The sequence below is a fragment of the Nonomuraea ceibae genome (assembly GCF_019396325.1).
Taxonomy (GTDB): Bacteria; Actinomycetota; Actinomycetes; order Streptosporangiales; family Streptosporangiaceae; genus Nonomuraea; species Nonomuraea ceibae.
In genome coordinates, this window is record NZ_JAHKRO010000063.1 from 36,727 (window position 1) to 54,975 (window position 18,249).

Genomic DNA, 18,249 nt, shown 5'->3' on the forward strand with positions numbered 1-18,249 from the left:
CATGCTGCGACTTTGCCCGTTGGGAGACGGACCGCCAGCCCGACACTATGCGACGCGCCGGCGGGGCCGCCCATCGGGGGATACGGCCAGGGCACATTCAGTAACATAGCGGACATCCGAATGTCATGACAATATGCCATAGTGTTGGGCGGAAGGCTCCATCTCTGGAGGTGCGTTGTTCGACCTGATCACGATCGGCCGCTGCGGCGTCGACATCTATCCGCTGCAGACCGGCGTGGGCCTGGCTCACGTCGAGACCTTCGGCAAGTTCCTCGGCGGCAGCCCGACCAACGTCGCGGTGGCGGCGGCCCGACACGGGCTGCGCTCCGCCGTGGTGACCGCCGTGGGCGCGGATCCCTTCGGCGAATGGGTACGGCAGGCGATCCGCGGGTTCGGTGTGGACGACGCCTTCGTGGGCACGGTCGACGGGCCGCCCACCCCGGTCACGTTCTGCGAGATCTTCCCGCCCGACCACTTCCCGATCTACTTCTACCGGGGCGAGCATCCGCCTGACCTGCAGGTGAAACCCGAGTCGCTGGACCTGGCCGCGATCCGCGAGGCGTCGGTCTTCTGGTTCACCGGCACCGGGCTGAGCCAGGAGCCCAGCCGGTCCGCGCACGCCACCGCGCTGGAGGCCCGCACGTCCGGGTGGACGGTGTTCGACCTGGACCACCGCCCCACGCTGTGGGAGTCGCCCGAGGCCGCCCGCCGCGAGGTGCGCCGCGCGCTCGGGCACGCCAACGTGGCCGTCGGCAACCTCGACGAGGTGGAGATCGCCGTCGGCACCCGCGACCCCGAAGAGGCGGCGCAGGCGCTGCTCGACGCCGGTATGGAGGTGGCCGTGGTCAAGCTGGGCCCCGCCGGGGTGCTGGCCCGCACCAAGGACGAGCACGTCGTCGTCGAGCCCGTGCCCGTCGAGGTGGTCAACGGGCTCGGCGCCGGCGACGCGTTCGGCGGGGCGCTCTGCCTCGGCCTGGTGCGCGGCTGGCCGCTGGAACGTACCCTCCGCTTCGCCAACGCGGCCGGCGCGCACGTCGCCGCCCGCCTGGCCTGCGCCGACGCGATGCCCTCCACCGACGAGGTGCTCGCGCTCCAGACGGGAGCCCGTCCTTGAGCGACATCACGCTGCCCCGAAGCGTCGGCTACGAGCAGCTCACCCACATCCGCGCCACCCGGCCCGAGGAGATCGCCCACGCCGCCGCCCGCAGGCAGCGGCGCGGCCTGCCCGCCGAGGACGAACGCCTGCTGATCATCGCCGCCGACCATCCGGCGCGCGGCGCGCTGGCCGTACGCGACCGGCCGCTGGCCATGGCCAGCCGCGTCGACCTGCTCGACCGGCTCCAGGTGGCGCTGGCCAGGCCCGGCGTCGACGGCATCCTGGCCTCCCCCGACGTGCTGGAGGACCTGCTCCTGCTCGGCGCGCTCGAAGGCAAGCTCGCCTTCGGCTCCATGAACCGGGGCGGGCTCCAGGGCTCGGTGTTCGAGCTGGACGACCGCTTCACCGGCTTCGACGCGGCCTCCATCGGCGACATGCGCCTCGACGGCGGCAAGATGCTCTGCCGCATCGACCCCGGCGACCACGCCAGCGTGGCCACCCTGGAGTCGTGCGCCCGCGCCGTCACCGACCTGGCCCGGCGCCGGCTCCTGGCCATGGTCGAGCCGTTCTGGTCGGTGCGCTCGGAGAGCGGGGCCGTGCGCAACGACCTGTCGCCCGACGCCGTCATCCGGGCCATCAGCGTCGCCCAGGCCCTCGGCGTGACCTCCGCCTACACCTGGCTGAAGATCCCCGCGGTCGCCGAGATGGAGCGCGTCATGGCCGCCACCACGCTGCCCGCGCTGCTGCTCGGCGGCGACCCGCCCGACGTGGCCGCCGCCTACGCCGACTGGGGGCGCGCGCTCCTGCTGCCCGGCGTGCGGGGGCTCGTGGTCGGGCGCGCTCTGCTCTACCCTCCGGACGACGACGTCGCCACCGCCGTGGACGGCGCCGCGACCCTGGTGCGAGAGGCTGGTTCATGACTTACATTCCGTACGGCAAGGCCGCCGCGGCTCCCTGGGCCGTCGAGATCACCCCCGGCCTGGCCGGGTGGGACTACTCCGGGCTGCGGATCGCCGACCTGGACGGCGCCCCGGTCGCCTTCGACACCGGCGGCGAGGAGATGCTGGTCCTGCCGCTGTCGGGCTCGTGCACGGTCACGCACGGCTCCGGCACGTTCGAGCTGTCCGGCCGGCCGTCGGTGTTCGACGGGCCGTCCGACTTCGCCTACGTCCCGATCGGCGAGCACGTCGTGCTGGAGGGCGCCGGCCGGATCGCGCTGCCGTCCGCGCGGGCCGGCCGCCGCCTGGAGGCCCGGTACGTGCCCGCGTCGGCGGTCTCCGTCGAGCTGCGCGGCGCCGGGCAGGCCAGCCGCCAGGTCAACAACTTCGCCTCCCCCGAGGCGTTCGCGTGCGACAAGCTCGTGGCCGTCGAGGTGCTCACGCCGGGCGGCAACTGGTCGTCCTACCCGCCGCACAAGCACGACACCGCCGGCCCCGGCGAGGCCGTGCTGGAGGAGATCTACTACTTCGAGGTGGCCGACCAGGGCCTCGGCTACCAGCGCGTCTACGGCTCCGGACGGGGCCACGTCGACACGCTGGCCGAGGTCGGCTCCGGCGACGTGGTGCTCGTGCCCTACGGCTACCACGGGCCGTCGATGGCCGCGCCCGGCTACGACCTGTACTACCTGAACGTGCTGGCCGGACCCGCCGCCGAGCGGTCGATGGCGTTCTGCGACGATCCCCGCCACGCCTGGATCCGCGGCTCCTGGACCGGCCAGGAGATCGACCCCAGGCTGCCCTTCGGGAGGACCTCATGAGGCTTACCGTGGCCCAGGCCGTGGTGCGCTTCCTCGCCGCCCAGCGCACCGAGCGCGACGGCGTGGAGCACCGGCTGTTCGGCGGCTGCTTCGGCATCTTCGGTCACGGCAACGTCGCCGGGCTCGGCCAGGCGCTGGCCGCCCCCGGCGCGGAGCTGCCCTACTACCTCAGCCGCAACGAGCAGGCGATGGTGCACACCGCCGCCGCCTACGCCCGCGCGAGCAACCGGCTGTCCACGCTGGCCTGCACGAGCTCCATCGGGCCCGGCGCGACCAACATGATCACCGGCGCGGCCGGGGCGACGATCAACCGGCTGCCGGTGCTCCTGCTGCCGGGCGACATCTTCGCCACCCGCGTGGCCAGCCCGGTGCTCCAGGAGCTGGAGGACACGCGCTCGTACGACATCTCCGTCAACGACGCGTTCAAGCCGGTCTCCCGGTTCTGGGACCGGATCAACCGGCCCGAGCAGCTCCCGTCGTCGCTGCTGGCGGCCATGCGGGTGCTCACCGACCCTGCCGAGACCGGCGCGGTGACGCTGGCGCTGCCGCAGGACGTGCAGGCCGAGGCCGCCGACTGGCCCGCCGAGCTGTTCGCCCCGCGCGTGTGGCACGTCCCCAGGCCCCGGCCCGAACGCGCCGCCCTGGCCCGCGCCGCCGAGGTGATCAGGTCGGCCGAGCGCCCGCTGATCGTCGCGGGCGGCGGCGTCCTCTACAGCGAGGCGTCCGCCGAGCTGCGCGCCTTCGCCGAGACCTACGGCGTCCCCGTCGCCGAGACGCAGGCGGGCAAGGGCGCGCTGCCGTACGGGCACCCGATGGCGATGGGCGCCGTCGGCGCGACCGGCACCACGGCCGCCAACGCGCTGGCCCGCGAGGCCGACGTGATCATCGGGATCGGCACCCGCTACAGCGACTTCACCACGGCCTCCCGCTCGCTGTTCGCGCCGGACGCCCGGTTCGTCAACCTGAACGTGACCGGCTTCGACGCGGCCAAGCTGTCCGGGCTCCAGCTCGTCGCCGACGCCCGCGAGGGCTTGGCCGACCTGGCCGCCGCCTGCGACGGCTGGGCCGCCCCCGCCGCCCACCGCGCCCGCGCCGCCGAGCTGTCGCGCGCCTGGGACGCGCTGGTCGACGAGGCGTACGCGCTCGACGGCTCGCCGCTCCCGCAGCCCGCGGTGATCGGCGCGGTCAACGCCGCGGCCGGCGACGACGGCGTGGTGATCTGCGCCGCCGGGTCCATGCCCGGCGACCTGCACAAGCTCTGGCGGCCCAGCGGGCCGGGCAGCTATCACGTCGAGTACGGCTACTCGTGCATGGGCTACGAGATCGCCGGCGGGCTCGGCGTCAAGCTCGCCGACCCGTCACGCGAGGTGTTCGTCATGGTGGGCGACGGGTCCTACCTGATGATGGCGCAGGAGCTCGTCACGGCCGTCGCCGAAGGGGTCAAGCTGACCGTGGTCCTGGTGGACAACTCCGGCTTCGCCTCCATCGGCCGCCTCTCCGAGAGCGTCGGCGCCGAACGGCTCGGCACCGCCTACGCCTACCGGGGCGGCGGACGCTACGACGGCGGGCCGCTGCCGGTGGACCTGGCGGCCAACGCGGCCAGCCTCGGCGCCACCGTCGTGCGCGCCGGCACGCTCGCCGAGCTGCGCAAGGCCCTGGACGAGGCCCGCGCCGCCACCACGACCACGGTGATCCACGTGGTCACCGACCCGCACGTCGACACCCCGTCGTCCGAGGCGTGGTGGGACGTCCCGGTCGCCGAGGTGTCCACCACCCGGGCGGCGGGCGAGGCGCGCGGCGCGTACGAGAAGGACAAGCTGGAGCAACGCCCGCACCTGGCTCCGCCCGCTTAGCCCTCTCGGAGGGGTTGCCCCGGGCCGCGGAGGGAAGGCCTCTGAGCAGCGAAAAGGGGGCGGGGATGAGGCCGTGGCGGGCGCTGGGCTGGATCGCGATCATCGCGGTGGTGCTCTACTGCTACTCCATCGTGAGCACCGTGGTCCTCTCGGTGATCATCGGCCTGTTCATCACCGCCCTGCTCTACCCGCCCGCCCGCTGGCTGATGCGGCGCGGGCTCAACCGGGCGCTCGCCACCACCGTCGTCTTCGTCGGCGGCCTGCTGCTGGCCGTCGGCCTGGGCGCGCTGCTCGTGCCGCCCACCATCGCCAGCGTGGCCGAGATGCACGCCAGCGTCGGCAAGGTGCTGGAGGAGCTGCACCGGTTCACCGCCTGGCTGGGGCTCGACGACCAGCAGCTGCTCCAGCAGGCGCGCGACTACTTCGCCAAGCAGGAGCACCAGATCACCACGGGCGCGATCGCCGGCGTGCGGACCGCCGGCGAGATCGTGGTGGGCGGCGTGCTGGCCGTCATCCTGGCGGTCTACTTCGTGCACGGCGGCGACCGGCTGTGGCACTGGCTGGTCGAGCTGTTCCCCGCCTCGGCACGGCAGCGGCTCATGGAGACCGGGGAGCTGGTGTTCTCCGTGATCGGCCGCTACATCCGCGGGGTGGCGCTCGTCGGGCTCGTCGACGCGTTCTTCATCGGGCTCGCGCTGTGGATCCTCGGCGTGCCGATCGCGCTGCCGCTGGCGGTGCTCACGTTCGTCGGCGCGTTCCTGCCGGTCGTGGGGGCGTTCATGGCCGGGCTGCTGGCGGCGGTGGTCGCGTTCGTGGCCAAGGGCTGGCTGATCGCGCTGATCGTCGTCGCGGTGACCGTGCTCGTGCAGCAGATCGAGGGCCACGTGCTGGCGCCGCAGATCTACGGCAAGGCCCTCGACCTGCCCGGCGCGGTCATCCTCGTGGCCATCACGGTCGGCAGCGTGATCGCCGGCATCACCGGCGCGTTCCTGGCCGCCCCGGTGACCTCGGTCATCGTGGCCCTGCTCAGCCACGGGCACCTCAGAGGATCCGGCACTCCGGCTCCGGCTCGCGCCTGACCGGCGCGACGGGTCGCGTAAAGATCGCCAAGGGCGCATGATGAGCCTTATGCGATGGGTCACGTTCGACTGTTTCGGCACGCTCGTCGACTGGCGGCACGGCATCCGCTCCGGCGCCGAGCTGATCGCCCCCGGTCACGGCGAGCGCCTGCTGGAGGCGTACGTCAGGCACGAGCTCGACGTGCAGGCCGAGAACCCCGCGATGCGCTACCGGCAGGTGCTGGCCGAGGCGCTGCGCCGGGCCTGCGCGCAGGAGAAGGTGACGCTCGCCCCCGACGACGCCTTCGTGCTCGGCGACACCCTGCCCTACTGGCCGGTCTTCCCCGAGGTCGGCACCGAGCTGTCGGCCGTGCGCGAGGCCGGCTGGAACCTGGCGCTGCTCACCAACTGCGACCGCGACCTCATCGCCGGGACCCTCCGCCGGCTCCCGGTGCCCTTCGACGCCGTGGTGACCTCCGAGCAGGTGGGCGCCTACAAGCCGTCGCACGCCCACTTCAGCGCCTTCGAACGCGCCCACCGGCCCGCCCACTGGGTGCACGTGGCGCAGAGCTACGTGCACGACCTCGTCCCGGCGCACCAGCTCGGCATCCGCCGCGTGTGGATCAACCGGCAGGGCGAGCGGCCCGCCGACCCCGCGATCCCCCAGGAGACGCAGCCCGACCTGCGCGGGCTCGTCCGGGCGATCTGAGCCGCCCTCGGGTCCTCAGGCCCGCTGCTCCAGCACGTCCGCGATGCCCGCCAGGAACTCGTCCACGTCGGCGATCAGATAGCCCGCCCGGAACATCACGGTGGCGAACTTCGCCTCCCTGACCTCGGCCGCCGACACCGGGTAGTCCGTCGTGCCCCGCAGCGTGGCCACGATCCGGTCCAGGAACGCGTCGACCTCGTCCTCGTTGTAGCCGGTGCCCATCCGGCCGGGCCGGAACGCCACCCGCTCCACCCGGGCCGCCTGGCCCTCGAACCACTCCTCGCGCAGCATCTCCCCCGTCGGCTCGGCCATCGCCAGCCGGACCGGCGCCTTGGCCATCGTCTCCAGCGCCACCACGAACGCCTCCAGCGCGAAGTCGACCGCCGTCTCCTGATAGCCGCCGCGCCGCGCCCGGAACGTCGCCGTGCGCACCTCGTCGGCGGTGACGCGCTCCAGGTCGCGCGGCCCCCTGCCCAGCGTCGCCTCGATCCGCCCGATCAGCGTGTCGACCTCGACGGGGTCATAGCCTGAACGCATACCCATGACGCGCGGAAAGCGGTTCAAGCCCACTCCTCCTGAGTTCTGCCGGGGTCGCCTCCCATTGTGGAGTTCATTTATCACGACAATGCGAGCCGGGCTATACCGTTACAGCACCATGCGCCTGACCAACGTGTCCTTCCGCTACAGAAGACGTGACCAATCCGTCATCCGGGATGTCAACGCACAGGCGTCCCCCGGCGACGTGATCGAGCTGACCGGCGTCAACGGCGCCGGCAAGTCCACGCTCCTGCGCCTGCTGGCCGGGCTGCTCACCCCCACCTCCGGGACCATCGCGGACCGGCCCGCGGTCGTCGGCCTGGCCCCCGACCGCTTCCCCACCGAGCAGCCGTTCACCGTGGCCCGCTACCTCGACCACATGGCCCGGGTGCGCGGCGGCGCCCGCTGGCGGCCGTGGGCCGAGCGCCTCACCATGCAACACCTGCTGGACGTGCGGCTCGGCGAGCTGTCCAAGGGCAGCGCGCACAAGGTGGGGCTGGCCCAGGCACTGATGGGCGAGCCGGGGCTCCTGCTGCTCGACGAGCCGTTCGCCGGGCTGGACGCCGACACCCGCGACGCCCTGCCGCCGATCGTCGCCGACCTGTCCGCGCGCGGCGTCGTCGTCGTGGCCAGTGACCACCAGGGCGGGCTGCGCTGCCTGCCGTCGCTGCGCCACTGGTCGCTCACCGGCGGCCTCCTCACGGAACCCGCTGCCCCGGCGGAGCCGGTCCAGGAGACGCGGCCCGTCACGGTCGAGGTGACGGTGCCGGCCGGGGAGGTCGGCGCGTTCCTCGGCCGCATGCGCGCCGAAGGCTACGCGGCCCGCGAGCTGAGCGAGGAGACCCGATGATCGCCCTGGCCGCCTTCCGCGTCGCCGCCTACGTCCGCTCCCACCGCGTCTACCAGGCGCTGCTGGCGATCCTGGCGCTGCTCGCCATTCTGCACGGCAGCCGCGCGCCCCGGGGGCTGGAGGCGGCGGCGCTGACCGACTCGGCGGCCCTGATCATTCCGTTCCTCGCCTGGGCCGCCAGGAGCCTGCTCGACACCGAGCCGGACCGCCAGCGCGAGCTGTCGGCCACCCTCGCGGGCGGGCGCCGGCGCGAGCTCGCCGCCGGGCTGCTGGCCGCCCTCGCCGCCTGTGTCGCCTTCGACGCGCTGGCCCTGGGGTGGGGGCTGCTGCTCGGCGTGAGCGCCACCCCGCAGGGCGCCGAGCTGGCCGCCGTCCTGGCCCTGCACGCCCTGGCGATCCTCACCGGCCTGGCGCTCGGCGCGCTCACCAGCCGCGCGATCCTGCCGTCACCGGCCGTCTCGATCATGGCGCTGGTCGGCGGCTTCCTGGCGATGCTGATGGTGAGCGCGTCGCCGCTGCACTGGCTCAGCGTGCCGGTCACCGCCTGGATGCGCGCCGCGAACTCCGGGCTGCTGGCCGACCGGCTCCCCGCGCTGGCCGCCGCCTCGCTGGCCTGGTGCCTGATCGGCCTGGCCGCGTACGCGTGGCTGCGCCGTACCCGCCCCTGAGGCGGGGGCTTCCTTTCGGGCGGGTGTTATTCGGCGGCGGCGAGCTGGCCGCAGGCGCCGTCGATCTCGCGCCCGCGCGTGTCGCGGACCGTCACCGGCACGCCGTGGAACTGCAGCCGCCGCACGAACGCCCGCTCGTCCTCCGGCCGCGAGGCGGTCCACTTGGAGCCCGGCGTCGGGTTGAGCGGGATCAGGTTGACGTGCACCAGCTTGTTCTTGACCAGCTTGCCGAGCAGGTCGGCCCGCCACTCCTGGTCGTTGATGTCCTTGATCAGCGCGTACTCGATGGAGACCCGCCGCTTGGTCCTGGCGGCGTAGGCCCAGGCGGCGTCGAGGACCTCGGCCACCTTCCAGCGGGTGTTGATCGGCACCAGCGTGTCACGCAGCTCGTCGTCGGGCGCGTGCAGCGACAGCGCGAGCGTCACCGGCAGGCCCTCGTCGGCGAGCTTGCCGATGGCGGGCACCAGGCCGACCGTGGAGACGGTGACGCCCCGGGCCGAGATGCCCAGGCCGTGCGGCGCGGGCTCCACCAGGCGGCGCACCGCCCCGATCACCTGCTTGTAGTTGGCCAGCGGCTCGCCCATGCCCATGAACACCACGTTGTTGACCCGGCCGGGCCCGCCGGGCACCTCGCCGGCCGCGAGCGCGCGGGCGCCGGAGACGACCTGCTCGACGATCTCTGCGGTGGACATGTTACGGGTCAGCCCCGCCTGGCCGGTGGCGCAGAACGGGCAGTTCATGCCGCAGCCGGCCTGCGACGAGACGCACATCGTGGCCCGGTCGGGATAGCGCATGAGCACCGACTCCACCAGCGCGCCGTCGAACAGCCGCCACAGCGTCTTGCGCGTGGTGCCGCCGTCGGTGGTCATCTCCCTGACGGAGGTGAGCAGCGGCGGCAGCAGCGCCGACAGCTTCTCGCGGGCGGCGGCGGGCAGGTCGGTCATCGCCTCGACGTCGGTGGTCAGCCGCTCGAAGTAGTGGCGGGAGAGCTGGTCGGCGCGGAACGCCTTCTCGCCGAGCTCGGCGACGGCCGCCCTGCGCTCGGCCATGGACAGGTCCGCCAGGTGCCTGGCCGGCTTGGCCCGGCGCGGCGCGACGAAGGTGAGCTGGCCTGGCTGCTGGGACACGTTCCTGCCTTTGTTCGTACGGTTTCCGACCAGGGTAGTGAACGCCTACCTCGCCGGTGTCATTCCGGAGAGCCTGGCCGGGGATCTACAGTTCTCACGTATGGCGATTTTCCGGTCTGCGTCGGGCGAGGGGCATACCGAGGTCGTCCTCACGGCCGGCAATCCCTACGGTAGCCGGACGCTCGTGGTCGAACGGGACGAGGACTCCTCGGTCGCTTACCTGTGCGCGCCCGACGGCGCCGTGCGGGGCGCGGTCTGGCTGGCCAACCATCGGCCCGCGCCCGCCGTGATCGACCTGTCGCGTGTCAACGCCGGGCTGCCGCCGCTGATGCCCCGCCCCAACACCCTCCACCCGGACGGGCGCCGGCCGCTGGGGCAGCTCACGCCGCTGTGGTTCGAGGAGGGCGACGGGGTGGCGCTCTACGAGGAGGACGACCTGCTGGCCGTCATCCCCGGCTGGGCCAACATGCACCGCGGCATGCCCGGCTACGCGCGTGACGCGGTGGGCGAGTCGCCGTTCGCCTGGGCGCTGTCGGAGGCCCTGGAAGGGCTGCGCCCGCGCATCTCCAACGCGCACTCCTACTGGCGCTGGCGGCAGGCGGAGGGGTCGTGGCCGTCGTTCCAGGAGTTCGTGCTGGGCCACCTCGACCGGGTGCTCGGCCCGGCGGGCCGCTACTGGGACGCCAGCGGCGACCGGCTGCCCACGGTCGGCATCACCGAGCGTCCGCCCCACGGCGAGCGCGGGTTCACCGTGCTGTCGACGGTCGGGATGAGCTGCCAGCGGATGCCGACGGTCGAGCAGTGGCTCGACACGCCAGGCGCGTACGCCAGGATCGAGCTGGCCGTCGCCACCCGCGAGGATCCGCGCGACGCGGCGCTGCTGCTGGTGTGGCTGGCGCAGTATCCGTGGCACTCGGTCACCTGGCTCGGCAACGGGCACACCGCGAAGTGGTATCACGACCCGTCGACGTTCCCGATGGGCGCGCGGTACGCGGGGGTGACCATGGAGGCCGACGCCCCCAATATGCCCGACATGTCAGGATTTGCGTTTGGCGGGGAGATCGTCCGCTGGCTCTGGCTCACGCCCGCCACCGCCGACGCGCTCAGCTGACTTTCACACGAGCAGCCGGCCCTCAGACGAACAGCGCCAGGAGCAGCCACACCGGCACCAGCGTGGCCACCAGCGAGTCCAGCCGGTCCATCAGCCCGCCGTGCCCCGGCAGGATCGTGCCCAGGTCCTTGATGCCGAGATCCCGCTTGATCATCGACTCGATGAGGTCGCCCACGGTCGCCAGCAGCGCCGCCAGCACCCCGATCACCGCGCCCTGCCACGGCTCGCCGTCCAGCAGCCACGTCACCAGCCAGGCCCCCACGGCCGTGCACGCCACCGCCGACCCGGCCAGCCCCTCCCACGTCTTCTTCGGGCTGATCGGCGAAAGCTGGTGCCTGCCGAACAGCACCCCCGCCACATAGCCGCCGACATCACTCGCCACCGTCACCGCGATGAACACCACCACCCGGTGCGCCCCGTCGTCCGGCGCCAGCAGCAACGCGACGAACCCGGCCAGCAACGGCGGATAGAACAGAGTGAAGACCGACGCCGTCGCGTCCCGCACGTACCCCTCGGTGCCGGCACTGACCATCCGCCAGATCAGCAGCGCGAACGCGAACACCACGAACGTGCCCAGCAGCCACACGCCGCCGCCCCAGTAGGCGCCCGCCTGCATGGCGACCACGCCCGCCAGCACCGGCACGGCCGGAACCTGGATCCCGCGGGTCGCGAACGCCCGCACCAGTTCCATCACGCCCACGCCCACGGCCCCCGCGACCACCACGAGGAAAAGCTCCTTGATGGTGTAGAGGGAGACGATGACCAGCGCGCCCAGCCCCACGCCCACCGCGATCGCGGCAGGCAGGTTCCGGCCGGTGCGGCTGGTCCCGGCCGTACGTTCTTCCACAGAGTCTCCATGAGCCACGGCCCCCGCCATCAGGCGAGGGCCGCGCGGCGAACCGCTCAGACTTCGAGCAGCTCGGCTTCCTTGTGCTTCAGCAGCTCGTCGATCTTGGCGACGTGCTTCTGCGTGAGGTCGTCAAGCTCCTTCTCGGCACGCCTGACCTCGTCCTCGCCCGCCTCGCCGTCCTTGACCATCTTGTCGAGGATCTCCTTGGCGGAGCGGCGGATGTTGCGCACCGACACCTTGGCGTGCTCGCCCTTGTTCCTGGCGACCTTGATGTACTCCTTGCGGCGCTCCTCCGACAGTTCGGGGAACGACACGCGGATCACCTGGCCGTCGTTGCCAGGGTTGACGCCGAGGTCGGAGTCGCGGATCGCCTTCTCGATCGCGGCCATCGAGCCCTTGTCGTAAGGCTGGATGATGACCATGCGGGCCTCGGGCACATGGAACGAGGCCAACTGCTGGATCGGGGTCGGCGAACCGTAGTACTCAGCGTTGATCTTGTTGAACATCGAGGGGGTGACACGGCCCGTACGGATGCCCGCGAAGTCTTCCTTCGCGACCGAAACGGCCTTGTCCATCTTTTCCTCGGCTTCGAGGAGGGTTTCGTCGATCACAGCGGCTCCCTGTCTTCTAGCTGGCGGTGTCGGGCTCGCACCCTCATTTGCCTGCGGGACTCACCAGCGTGCCGATTTTCTCACCGCGGACCGCACGCAGGATGTTGCCCTCGCCCATCAGGTCGAAGACCACGATCGGCAGGTCGTTGTCCTTGCACAGGCTGATCGCGGTGGCGTCCATGACCGCCAGGTCACGAATCAGCACCTCGCCGTAGTCCAGGTGGTCGAACCTCACCGCATCGGGATTCTTCCGTGGATCGGAGTCGTAGATCCCGTCCACCTGGGTGCCCTTGAGCAGCGCCTCCGCGCCGATCTCCAGGGCACGCTGGGACGCGGCGGTGTCGGTGGAGAAGTACGGCGAGCCGAGCCCGGCGCCGAAGATGACCACGCGCCCCTTCTCCAGGTGCCTGATCGCCCGGCGCGGCAGGAACGGCTCGGCGACCTGCTGCATGGTGATGGCGGTCTGCACGCGCGTCTCGACGCCGCGCCGCTCAAGGAAGTCCTGCAGCGCGAGGCAGTTGATGACCGTGCCGAGCATGCCCATGTAATCGGCGCGGGCCCGGTCGATGCCCCCCTCCGACAAGGTCGCGCCGCGGAACATGTTGCCGCCGCCCACCACGACCGCGACCTGCACGCCCTCGCGCACGGCCTCGGCGATCGAATCGGCCAGCTGCTCGACCACGCCGGGGTCGATGCCCAGCGGCTCGCCGCCGGCGAACGCCTCACCCGACAGCTTCAACATCACCCGCTTCCAGCGCAGCGGACTCTGGTTCCGGGACGAAGAAGCCGCCGACGTGGCGGGCTCCTGACTGTCCTGCACGGCGGCGGCCTCCCTCTATTGGCGGTTCTGTTGGACTTGCTCCGGCCGGCGGGGCGTTCAGCCCCGATCCGACCGGATTCCACGCGTTACGTCGCGTGACGTCGCACCGGAACCGGCCTTGGCCGGTGCGACGCCGGAGAACTTCGCTCCAGCCTATGCCTGGCCGACCTTGAACCGGACGAAAGCCAGAACCTGCGCGCCGTTCTCCTCGGCGTACTTGCCCACGCTCTTCTTGTTGTCCTTCACGAACGCCTGCTGGAGCAGCGTGAAGTCCTTGTACCAGCCGTTGACCCGGCCCTCGACGATCTTGCCGATCGCGGCCTCGGGCTTGCCCTCCTCGCGGGTCATCTCCTCGAAGAGCTTGCGCTCCTTCTCGATGACCTCGGCCGGCACGGCGTCCGCGTTCAGGTACTGCGGGGCCATCGCGGCAGCGTGCTGCGCGACGTCCTTGGCCACCTCGGGGTTGGCCTTGTCGAGCTGCACGAGCACGCCGACGGCCGGCGGCAGCGCCGGGTCGGTGCGGTGCATGTAGGCGCCGATGTAGCCGCCCTCCAGCACCTTGAAGCGGCGGATCTCGATCTTCTCACCGAGCGCGGCGTTGGCCACGTCCAGGTGCTCCTTGACCGTCTTGCCGTCGAAGGACGACTCCAGCAGCGACGGCACGTCGGCCGGCTTGGTGGCCAGCACGTGCGCGACGACCTGGGAGGCCAGCTCCTGGAAGCGCTCGCCCTTGGCCACGAAGTCGGTCTCGCAGTTGAGCTCGAGCAGCGCCGCGGCGGAGTCGCCGTCCTGCTGGAGCGCGACCAGGCCGTTGGAGGCGGTGCGCGCCTCGCGCTTGCCCACATCCTTGGCGCCCTTGAGACGGAGCAGCTCGATGGCGCGGTCGAAGTCGCCCTCAGCCTCCTCAAGAGCCTTCTTGCAGTCCATCATGCCTGCAGCGGTGATCTCGCGAAGCCGCTTGACGTCGGCCATGTTCACGGAAGCCATTGCGTTTTCCTCGTGGGATGTCGTCGTGGGTTGTTCGTCGTGGAAGGGGTGGGGGCCGCCCACCCGCTTGTCGGTACGGCACCGGGTGCCGCACAGAAGCGTCTCGATGGGCCCGGGAGCCATACCCTCTGCCCCGGGCCGTGCCCTTCGACCCTCGCCCGGGGGCTCCCGAACCGCTTCACCGTCTCATCCGCGGCCCCTGAGTCCGACCCGCAAGCCGTACGCCCTGAGCCGTCGCCCGTGAGCCGTGGCCCTTGGACCGTGGAGCCTGGGACCGTGGCCCTTGGATCGTGGCCCTTGGAGCCTGGGACCGTGGCCTTGTGGGGCCTCGGGACCCTGGGCCTCGGGGCTTTGGCGGTCACCCGCCCGAACCCCGCGGCCCGCCGTACTGCCGCCTGCGACCCCGGCCCTGCGCCCACCTGCGGCGGCCCACCGACCGGACGTGCGGTCAAGCGTCCCGCCACCTGCGGCTGCCCGCCGATCCCGGCCCGTGGCATCCACCGACCGGAGCCTGCGGACCCCACCGACTGCGGCCTGCGGACCCCACCGGCCTGAGCCTGCGGAAGTCCACCAGCCCGTCGCCTGCGGCGTCGGCCCACCGCTCCAAGCTAGCGGTCCGCCTACCGGAGCCTGCGGCGGCCCACCGGTCCGGCCGGCGATCCGGCGGCTCACCGCTTGCGGCGGCCTGTCGGCTGCGGCGGGCTCACCCCGGGTGCCACCTGTGGCGGCCACTCGCGGCGGCCACCGAGCCGGCCCGGCGGCGAGCCGTCGACCCGAGGGCGGTGGCGAACCACCACCCCGAGCCCCTGGCCCGCCGGTCCGATGCCCCGGCGTCCCGGTGGGCGTCCGGCCGACCTCTCGATCAGCCGGACCCCGGAACCCCTGGCCCGGTCCGGACCCGAAGGCCCGGGCGGGAAGGCGTCAGGCCTGCTGCTCGGTCTCGGCGGCCTCGACGGTCTCGCCCTCGGCCGCGGCCTCAGCCTCGGCGGGAGCCGCCTCAGCCTCGGGAGCGGCTTCGGCGACCGGGGCCTCAGCGGCCGGAGCCTCGGCGACGGCCTCCTCAGCGGCGGGCGCCTCGGCCGCGGCGGCCTGCTCGCCACCACCCTGCTCGATGAGCTCGCGCTCCCACTCGGCCAGCGGCTCGGCGGCGGCCGGCTTCTCGTCGCCGCGGGCGGCGCCGGAGCGGGCCATCAGACCGGCGGCGACACCGTCGGCCACGACGCGCGTGAGCAGCCCGACGGCGCGGATGGCGTCGTCGTTGCCCGGGATCGGGTAGTCGACCTCGTCGGGGTCGCAGTTGGTGTCGAGGATCGCGACGACCGGGATGCCAAGCTTCTTGGCCTCGCTGATCGCGATGTGCTCCTTCTTGGTGTCCACGATCCACACCGCGCTGGGCACGCGGCCCATGTCACGGATGCCGCCGAGCGTGCGCTCGAGCTTGTCCTTCTCGCGGCGGCGCATGAGGAGCTCCTTCTTGGTGAGCCCCGACGCGGCGACGTTGTCGAAGTCGAGCTCCTCGAGCTCCTTCAGACGCTGAAGCCTCTTGTGCACGGTGGAGAAGTTGGTGAGCATGCCGCCCAGCCAGCGCTGGTTCACGTACGGCATGCCGACCCGGGCGGCCTGCTCGGAGATGGCCTCCTGAGCCTGCTTCTTGGTGCCGATGAACAGGATCGTGCCGCCGTGGGCGACGGTCTCCTTGACGAAGTCGTACGCACGGTCGATGTACGACAGCGACTTCTGCAAGTCGATGATGTAGATGCCGTTGCGCTCGGTGAAGATGAAGCGCTTCATCTTCGGGTTCCAGCGGCGGGTCTGGTGGCCGAAGTGAACGCCGCTCTCGAGCAGCTGTCGCATGGTGACGACGGGGGCCATGTGCTGGTCCTCCAAGTCAGGGCGCCCCGCGAGTGGGCGCGATTCTCGGTTGTGCCGCGGCAGCCGGCGAGCTACCGCCCTGATGCCCCGGAACCGCTCCAGCCGGGCCGAGGCCCGGACCGATGGTGCGGTCCTTCGTGAGGCATGCGAAGTCGGCCTGTGGTCACAGGCCATCGAAAAGTCTACCTCCCATGCCACCCCCGCCTGACCGTCGAGGTCAACCGGCGGCGCGCACGGCTCAGCCGCCGGCGTCGTGGTCCTCGCTGGGCAGCCCGGGCACCGGCCGGTCGGCTTGCGGGAACAGGCTCACCTGCGCCTCCGCCACCCTCGCCCCGGGTGGCGCGTCCTCCGGGCTGCGGTGACGGGCGATGTACGGGGCGAGCAGCTTCTCGATGTCGGCGTAGAGGCGTCCCATCTCCTGCGCGTCGAGGCGCAGCGTGATCCGGCTGAAGCGGCTCGCGTCCCGCCATTCTTCGGGCTCCTGCGGCAGGTTGGACAGGGCCCGCTCCAGCTCCTTCTCGGCGTCCTTGCGCACCGCCCGGATGAGCAGGTCCTTGGCCTCCCGCACCTCGGGCCGGTCGCCGGGCAGGATGCCGATCGCGAGTGACCTGTCGACGGCCTTCCACAGCCGTTCGCGCCCGTCGCCGCGCGGCGGGGCGTCCTCCACGAAGCCGTACTTGGCGAGCATCCGCAGGTGGTAGCTGGCCGCGCTGGGGGTGATCCCGGCGTCCTCGGCGACCTCGGTGGCGGTCGCGCTCCTTCCGGCGCCGAGCCGGTTCAGTATGGCCAGCCTGGCTGGATGGGCCAGTGCCCGCATCGCCTTCGGATCGTCCAGCTCCATGCGCCAACGGTACCGGGACATTCGTGAAAGGTTGCCTTCACAACTCTGAAGGACTACTTTCAGAGTTGTGAAGGGTTTCCTTCACAACTTTGCATCCTCTTGGAGTCCCCCATGACCGGCGCGCCCCACACCGATTCCCCGCTGCCAGACCCTCCGCTGTCCGACCTTCCTCTTCGCAAGCAGCGCGACTACCGGCTGCTGTGGTCGGCCCGTACGATTTCCATCACCGGCTCGGAGGTCTCCAAGCTGGCGATCCCCCTCACAGCGGTCACCCTCCTGGCCGCCGGCCCCGCCGAGATGGGCATCCTGACCGCCGCCGCCTCGCTGCCCGCCCTGCTGTTCGGCCTGCAGGCAGGAGCCATCGCGGACCGCCTCAGCCGCCACCGCCCCCTGATGATCGCCTGCGAGCTCGTGTCGGCCGTGGCCGCCGTGACCGTCCCCGTGGCCTGGCTGCTGGGCGTGCTCACGGTCCCGTGGCTGATCGTCGTCGCCCTCGTGATCGGCACCGCCGGCGTCACCTTCCGCGCGGCGAACTTCCCCCACCTGGCCGCGATCGTCCCCGAGAACCAGCGGACCAGCGCCCTGGCCGGCTTCCACGCCTCCTACTCGATGGCGTCCGTGGCGGGCCCCGGCCTCGCCGGCCTGCTGGTGCAGATCCTCACCGCACCGCTGGCCGTGCTCGCCGAATCGCTCTCCTTTCTGAGCTCGGCGCTGCTCCTGCGCTCGATCCGCACCCCCGAACACGCCGAACCCGCCCCCACTCGCGGCATGTGGCGCGACATCGTCGAGGGCCTGCGCACGAGCATCACCATCCCGACCCTGCGCGCCCTGCTCGGCGCCGGCGTCACGATCAACTTCTTCGCCATGGCCTACACGGCCGTCCACATCCTCTACATGGTGAACACCCTGGGCATCCCCCAGGGCCTGATCGGCGTCCTCATCGCCCTCAGCGGCGCCGGCGGCCTGCTGGGCGCCTGGGCCACCACCCGCCTGGCCAAGCGCTTCGGCGAGAACCGGATCCTCCTCGGATCGGTGCTGTTCTTCCCCCTGGAGATCCTCGCGGTGGGCCTCCTCAACGGCGCCCTCTGGTGGAAGCTCGTCGTCCTCGCCACCACGGGCGTCCTCACCGGCGGCATCGTCGTCGCCTTCGCCACCTGCATGGGCGCCATCACCCTGCGCGACTCCCCCACCGAACTCCGCGCCCGCGTCAACGCCACCATGACCTTCGCCGTCCAGGGCGTCATGGCCCTCGGCGGCCTCGCAGGCGGCCTCCTCGCCGAGGTCCTCGGCCTACGCCCCGTGATCTTCATCTGCGCGGCGGGCATCGCCCTCAGCACCGCCTGGATCTGGGCCTCCCCGCTCCGCTCCCGCTGAGCCCTTCCCCTTATCCACAGAACCCCTTATCCACAGAACCCCGCTCGGCCCCCCGCACCCCCTGCCCCCGCCGCAGACTCCCCCCATGCCCCGCCGCCCCTCACCCCGCACCACGCTGAGGTTCCTGGC

General features: G+C 72.0%; 18 protein-coding genes. 10 read left to right on the forward strand and 8 right to left on the reverse strand.

The features are described from left to right. Positions 1-175 precede the first annotated feature (175 nt). From iolC to KME80_RS31030, 6 genes are all read left to right on the forward strand, one after another. The gene (gene iolC / locus KME80_RS31005) at positions 176-1,114 is read left to right on the forward strand and encodes a 5-dehydro-2-deoxygluconokinase (protein ID WP_219509987.1); all 939 of its coding nucleotides are present in this window, start codon (positions 176-178) and stop codon (positions 1,112-1,114) included. Further along, positions 1,111-2,016, forward strand: coding sequence for a Cgl0159 family (beta/alpha)8-fold protein (locus KME80_RS31010; protein WP_246646053.1), 906 nt, complete (start codon positions 1,111-1,113; stop codon positions 2,014-2,016). Before iolC ends, KME80_RS31010 begins: the two co-directional genes overlap by 4 nt. Then, a complete protein-coding gene (gene iolB / locus KME80_RS31015; protein ID WP_219509988.1) occupies positions 2,013-2,852 on the forward strand; it encodes a 5-deoxy-glucuronate isomerase in 840 nt (279 codons plus the stop codon). Before KME80_RS31010 ends, iolB begins: the two co-directional genes overlap by 4 nt. Then, on the forward strand, positions 2,849-4,705 hold the full coding sequence (gene iolD / locus KME80_RS31020; RefSeq protein WP_219509989.1) for a 3D-(3,5/4)-trihydroxycyclohexane-1,2-dione acylhydrolase (decyclizing): 1,857 nt from the start codon (positions 2,849-2,851) through the stop codon (positions 4,703-4,705). Before iolB ends, iolD begins: the two co-directional genes overlap by 4 nt. A gap of 65 nt (positions 4,706-4,770) precedes the next feature. Then, positions 4,771-5,784, forward strand: a complete 1,014-nt coding sequence (locus KME80_RS31025) for an AI-2E family transporter (RefSeq protein ID WP_219509991.1) — start codon at positions 4,771-4,773, stop codon at positions 5,782-5,784. 49 nt (positions 5,785-5,833) lie between these two features. Then, on the forward strand, positions 5,834-6,472 hold the full coding sequence (locus tag KME80_RS31030) for an HAD-IA family hydrolase (RefSeq protein WP_219509992.1): 639 nt from the start codon (positions 5,834-5,836) through the stop codon (positions 6,470-6,472). A 15-nt stretch (positions 6,473-6,487) separates the two neighbouring features. On the opposite strand, the gene KME80_RS31035 is transcribed toward KME80_RS31030, so the two are convergent. Continuing rightward, positions 6,488-7,009, reverse strand: a complete 522-nt coding sequence (locus KME80_RS31035; RefSeq protein WP_219509993.1) for a DivIVA domain-containing protein — start codon at positions 7,007-7,009, stop codon at positions 6,488-6,490. Positions 7,010-7,127: 118 nt separating this feature from the next. On the opposite strand from KME80_RS31035, the gene KME80_RS31040 reads away from it, so the two are divergent. Both KME80_RS31040 and KME80_RS31045 read left to right on the forward strand, forming a co-directional pair. Beyond that, the gene (locus KME80_RS31040; RefSeq protein WP_219509994.1) at positions 7,128-7,859 is read left to right on the forward strand and encodes an ATP-binding cassette domain-containing protein; all 732 of its coding nucleotides are present in this window, start codon (positions 7,128-7,130) and stop codon (positions 7,857-7,859) included. Beyond that, complete coding sequence (locus KME80_RS31045) at positions 7,856-8,527, forward strand: hypothetical protein (RefSeq protein WP_219509995.1); 672 nt, start codon at positions 7,856-7,858, stop codon at positions 8,525-8,527. The genes KME80_RS31040 and KME80_RS31045 overlap by 4 nt, the downstream gene beginning before the upstream one ends. A gap of 26 nt (positions 8,528-8,553) precedes the next feature. On the opposite strand, the gene rlmN is transcribed toward KME80_RS31045, so the two are convergent. Beyond that, entirely contained in the window at positions 8,554-9,654 is a 1,101-nt protein-coding gene (gene rlmN, locus KME80_RS31050) for a dual-specificity RNA methyltransferase RlmN (RefSeq protein WP_219509996.1), read from the reverse strand. Positions 9,655-9,754: 100 nt separating this feature from the next. On the opposite strand from rlmN, the gene KME80_RS31055 reads away from it, so the two are divergent. Then, positions 9,755-10,765 carry a suppressor of fused domain protein gene (locus KME80_RS31055; protein WP_219509997.1) on the forward strand — a complete coding sequence of 337 codons (1,011 nt, stop codon included), beginning with the start codon at positions 9,755-9,757 and terminating at the stop codon, positions 10,763-10,765. A 22-nt stretch (positions 10,766-10,787) separates the two neighbouring features. Here KME80_RS31055 and KME80_RS31060 read toward each other — a convergent pair whose 3' ends face one another. The 6 genes from KME80_RS31060 to KME80_RS31085 form a co-directional block, all read right to left on the reverse strand. Continuing rightward, positions 10,788-11,612 (reverse strand): phosphatidate cytidylyltransferase, encoded by an 825-nt coding sequence (locus KME80_RS31060; RefSeq protein ID WP_308125995.1) that lies wholly within the window; start codon positions 11,610-11,612, stop codon positions 10,788-10,790. A gap of 56 nt (positions 11,613-11,668) precedes the next feature. Then, on the reverse strand, positions 11,669-12,226 hold the full coding sequence (gene frr / locus KME80_RS31065; RefSeq protein ID WP_219509999.1) for a ribosome recycling factor: 558 nt from the start codon (positions 12,224-12,226) through the stop codon (positions 11,669-11,671). 43 nt (positions 12,227-12,269) lie between these two features. After that, positions 12,270-12,968, reverse strand: a complete 699-nt coding sequence (gene pyrH, locus KME80_RS31070; protein WP_246646054.1) for a UMP kinase — start codon at positions 12,966-12,968, stop codon at positions 12,270-12,272. A 231-nt stretch (positions 12,969-13,199) separates the two neighbouring features. Beyond that, on the reverse strand, positions 13,200-14,033 hold the full coding sequence (tsf, locus tag KME80_RS31075; protein WP_219510001.1) for a translation elongation factor Ts: 834 nt from the start codon (positions 14,031-14,033) through the stop codon (positions 13,200-13,202). A gap of 921 nt (positions 14,034-14,954) precedes the next feature. After that, on the reverse strand, positions 14,955-15,905 hold the full coding sequence (rpsB, locus tag KME80_RS31080; protein WP_219510002.1) for a 30S ribosomal protein S2: 951 nt from the start codon (positions 15,903-15,905) through the stop codon (positions 14,955-14,957). A gap of 238 nt (positions 15,906-16,143) precedes the next feature. After that, positions 16,144-16,746 (reverse strand): ArsR/SmtB family transcription factor, encoded by a 603-nt coding sequence (locus KME80_RS31085; RefSeq protein ID WP_219510003.1) that lies wholly within the window; start codon positions 16,744-16,746, stop codon positions 16,144-16,146. A gap of 111 nt (positions 16,747-16,857) precedes the next feature. Here KME80_RS31085 and KME80_RS31090 point away from each other — a divergent pair, with 111 nt between their 5' ends. After that, positions 16,858-18,120: an MFS transporter gene (locus KME80_RS31090; protein ID WP_219510004.1), complete on the forward strand. Its 1,263-nt coding sequence runs from the start codon at positions 16,858-16,860 to the stop codon at positions 18,118-18,120. The last annotated feature ends 129 nt before the right edge of the window (positions 18,121-18,249 follow it).

Bases quoted from the DNA above. Each gene is read 5' to 3' on its own strand.
- KME80_RS31085 (WP_219510003.1), bottom strand. From the start codon at position 16,746: ATGGAGCTGGACGATCCGAAGGCGATGCGGGCACTGGCCCATCCAGCC.
- KME80_RS31040 (WP_219509994.1), top strand. From the start codon at position 7,128: ATGCGCCTGACCAACGTGTCCTTCCGCTACAGAAGACGTGACCAATCC.
- KME80_RS31055 (WP_219509997.1), top strand. From the start codon at position 9,755: ATGGCGATTTTCCGGTCTGCGTCGGGCGAGGGGCATACCGAGGTCGTC.
- iolD (WP_219509989.1), top strand. From the start codon at position 2,849: ATGAGGCTTACCGTGGCCCAGGCCGTGGTGCGCTTCCTCGCCGCCCAG.
- KME80_RS31025 (WP_219509991.1), top strand. From the start codon at position 4,771: ATGAGGCCGTGGCGGGCGCTGGGCTGGATCGCGATCATCGCGGTGGTG.
- KME80_RS31035 (WP_219509993.1), bottom strand. From the start codon at position 7,009: ATGCGTTCAGGCTATGACCCCGTCGAGGTCGACACGCTGATCGGGCGG.
- KME80_RS31030 (WP_219509992.1), top strand. From the start codon at position 5,834: ATGCGATGGGTCACGTTCGACTGTTTCGGCACGCTCGTCGACTGGCGG.
- iolB (WP_219509988.1), top strand. From the start codon at position 2,013: ATGACTTACATTCCGTACGGCAAGGCCGCCGCGGCTCCCTGGGCCGTC.
- KME80_RS31045 (WP_219509995.1), top strand. From the start codon at position 7,856: ATGATCGCCCTGGCCGCCTTCCGCGTCGCCGCCTACGTCCGCTCCCAC.
- tsf (WP_219510001.1), bottom strand. From the start codon at position 14,033: ATGGCTTCCGTGAACATGGCCGACGTCAAGCGGCTTCGCGAGATCACC.
- KME80_RS31090 (WP_219510004.1), top strand. From the start codon at position 16,858: ATGACCGGCGCGCCCCACACCGATTCCCCGCTGCCAGACCCTCCGCTG.
- rpsB (WP_219510002.1), bottom strand. From the start codon at position 15,905: ATGGCCCCCGTCGTCACCATGCGACAGCTGCTCGAGAGCGGCGTTCAC.
- pyrH (WP_246646054.1), bottom strand. From the start codon at position 12,968: ATGTTGAAGCTGTCGGGTGAGGCGTTCGCCGGCGGCGAGCCGCTGGGC.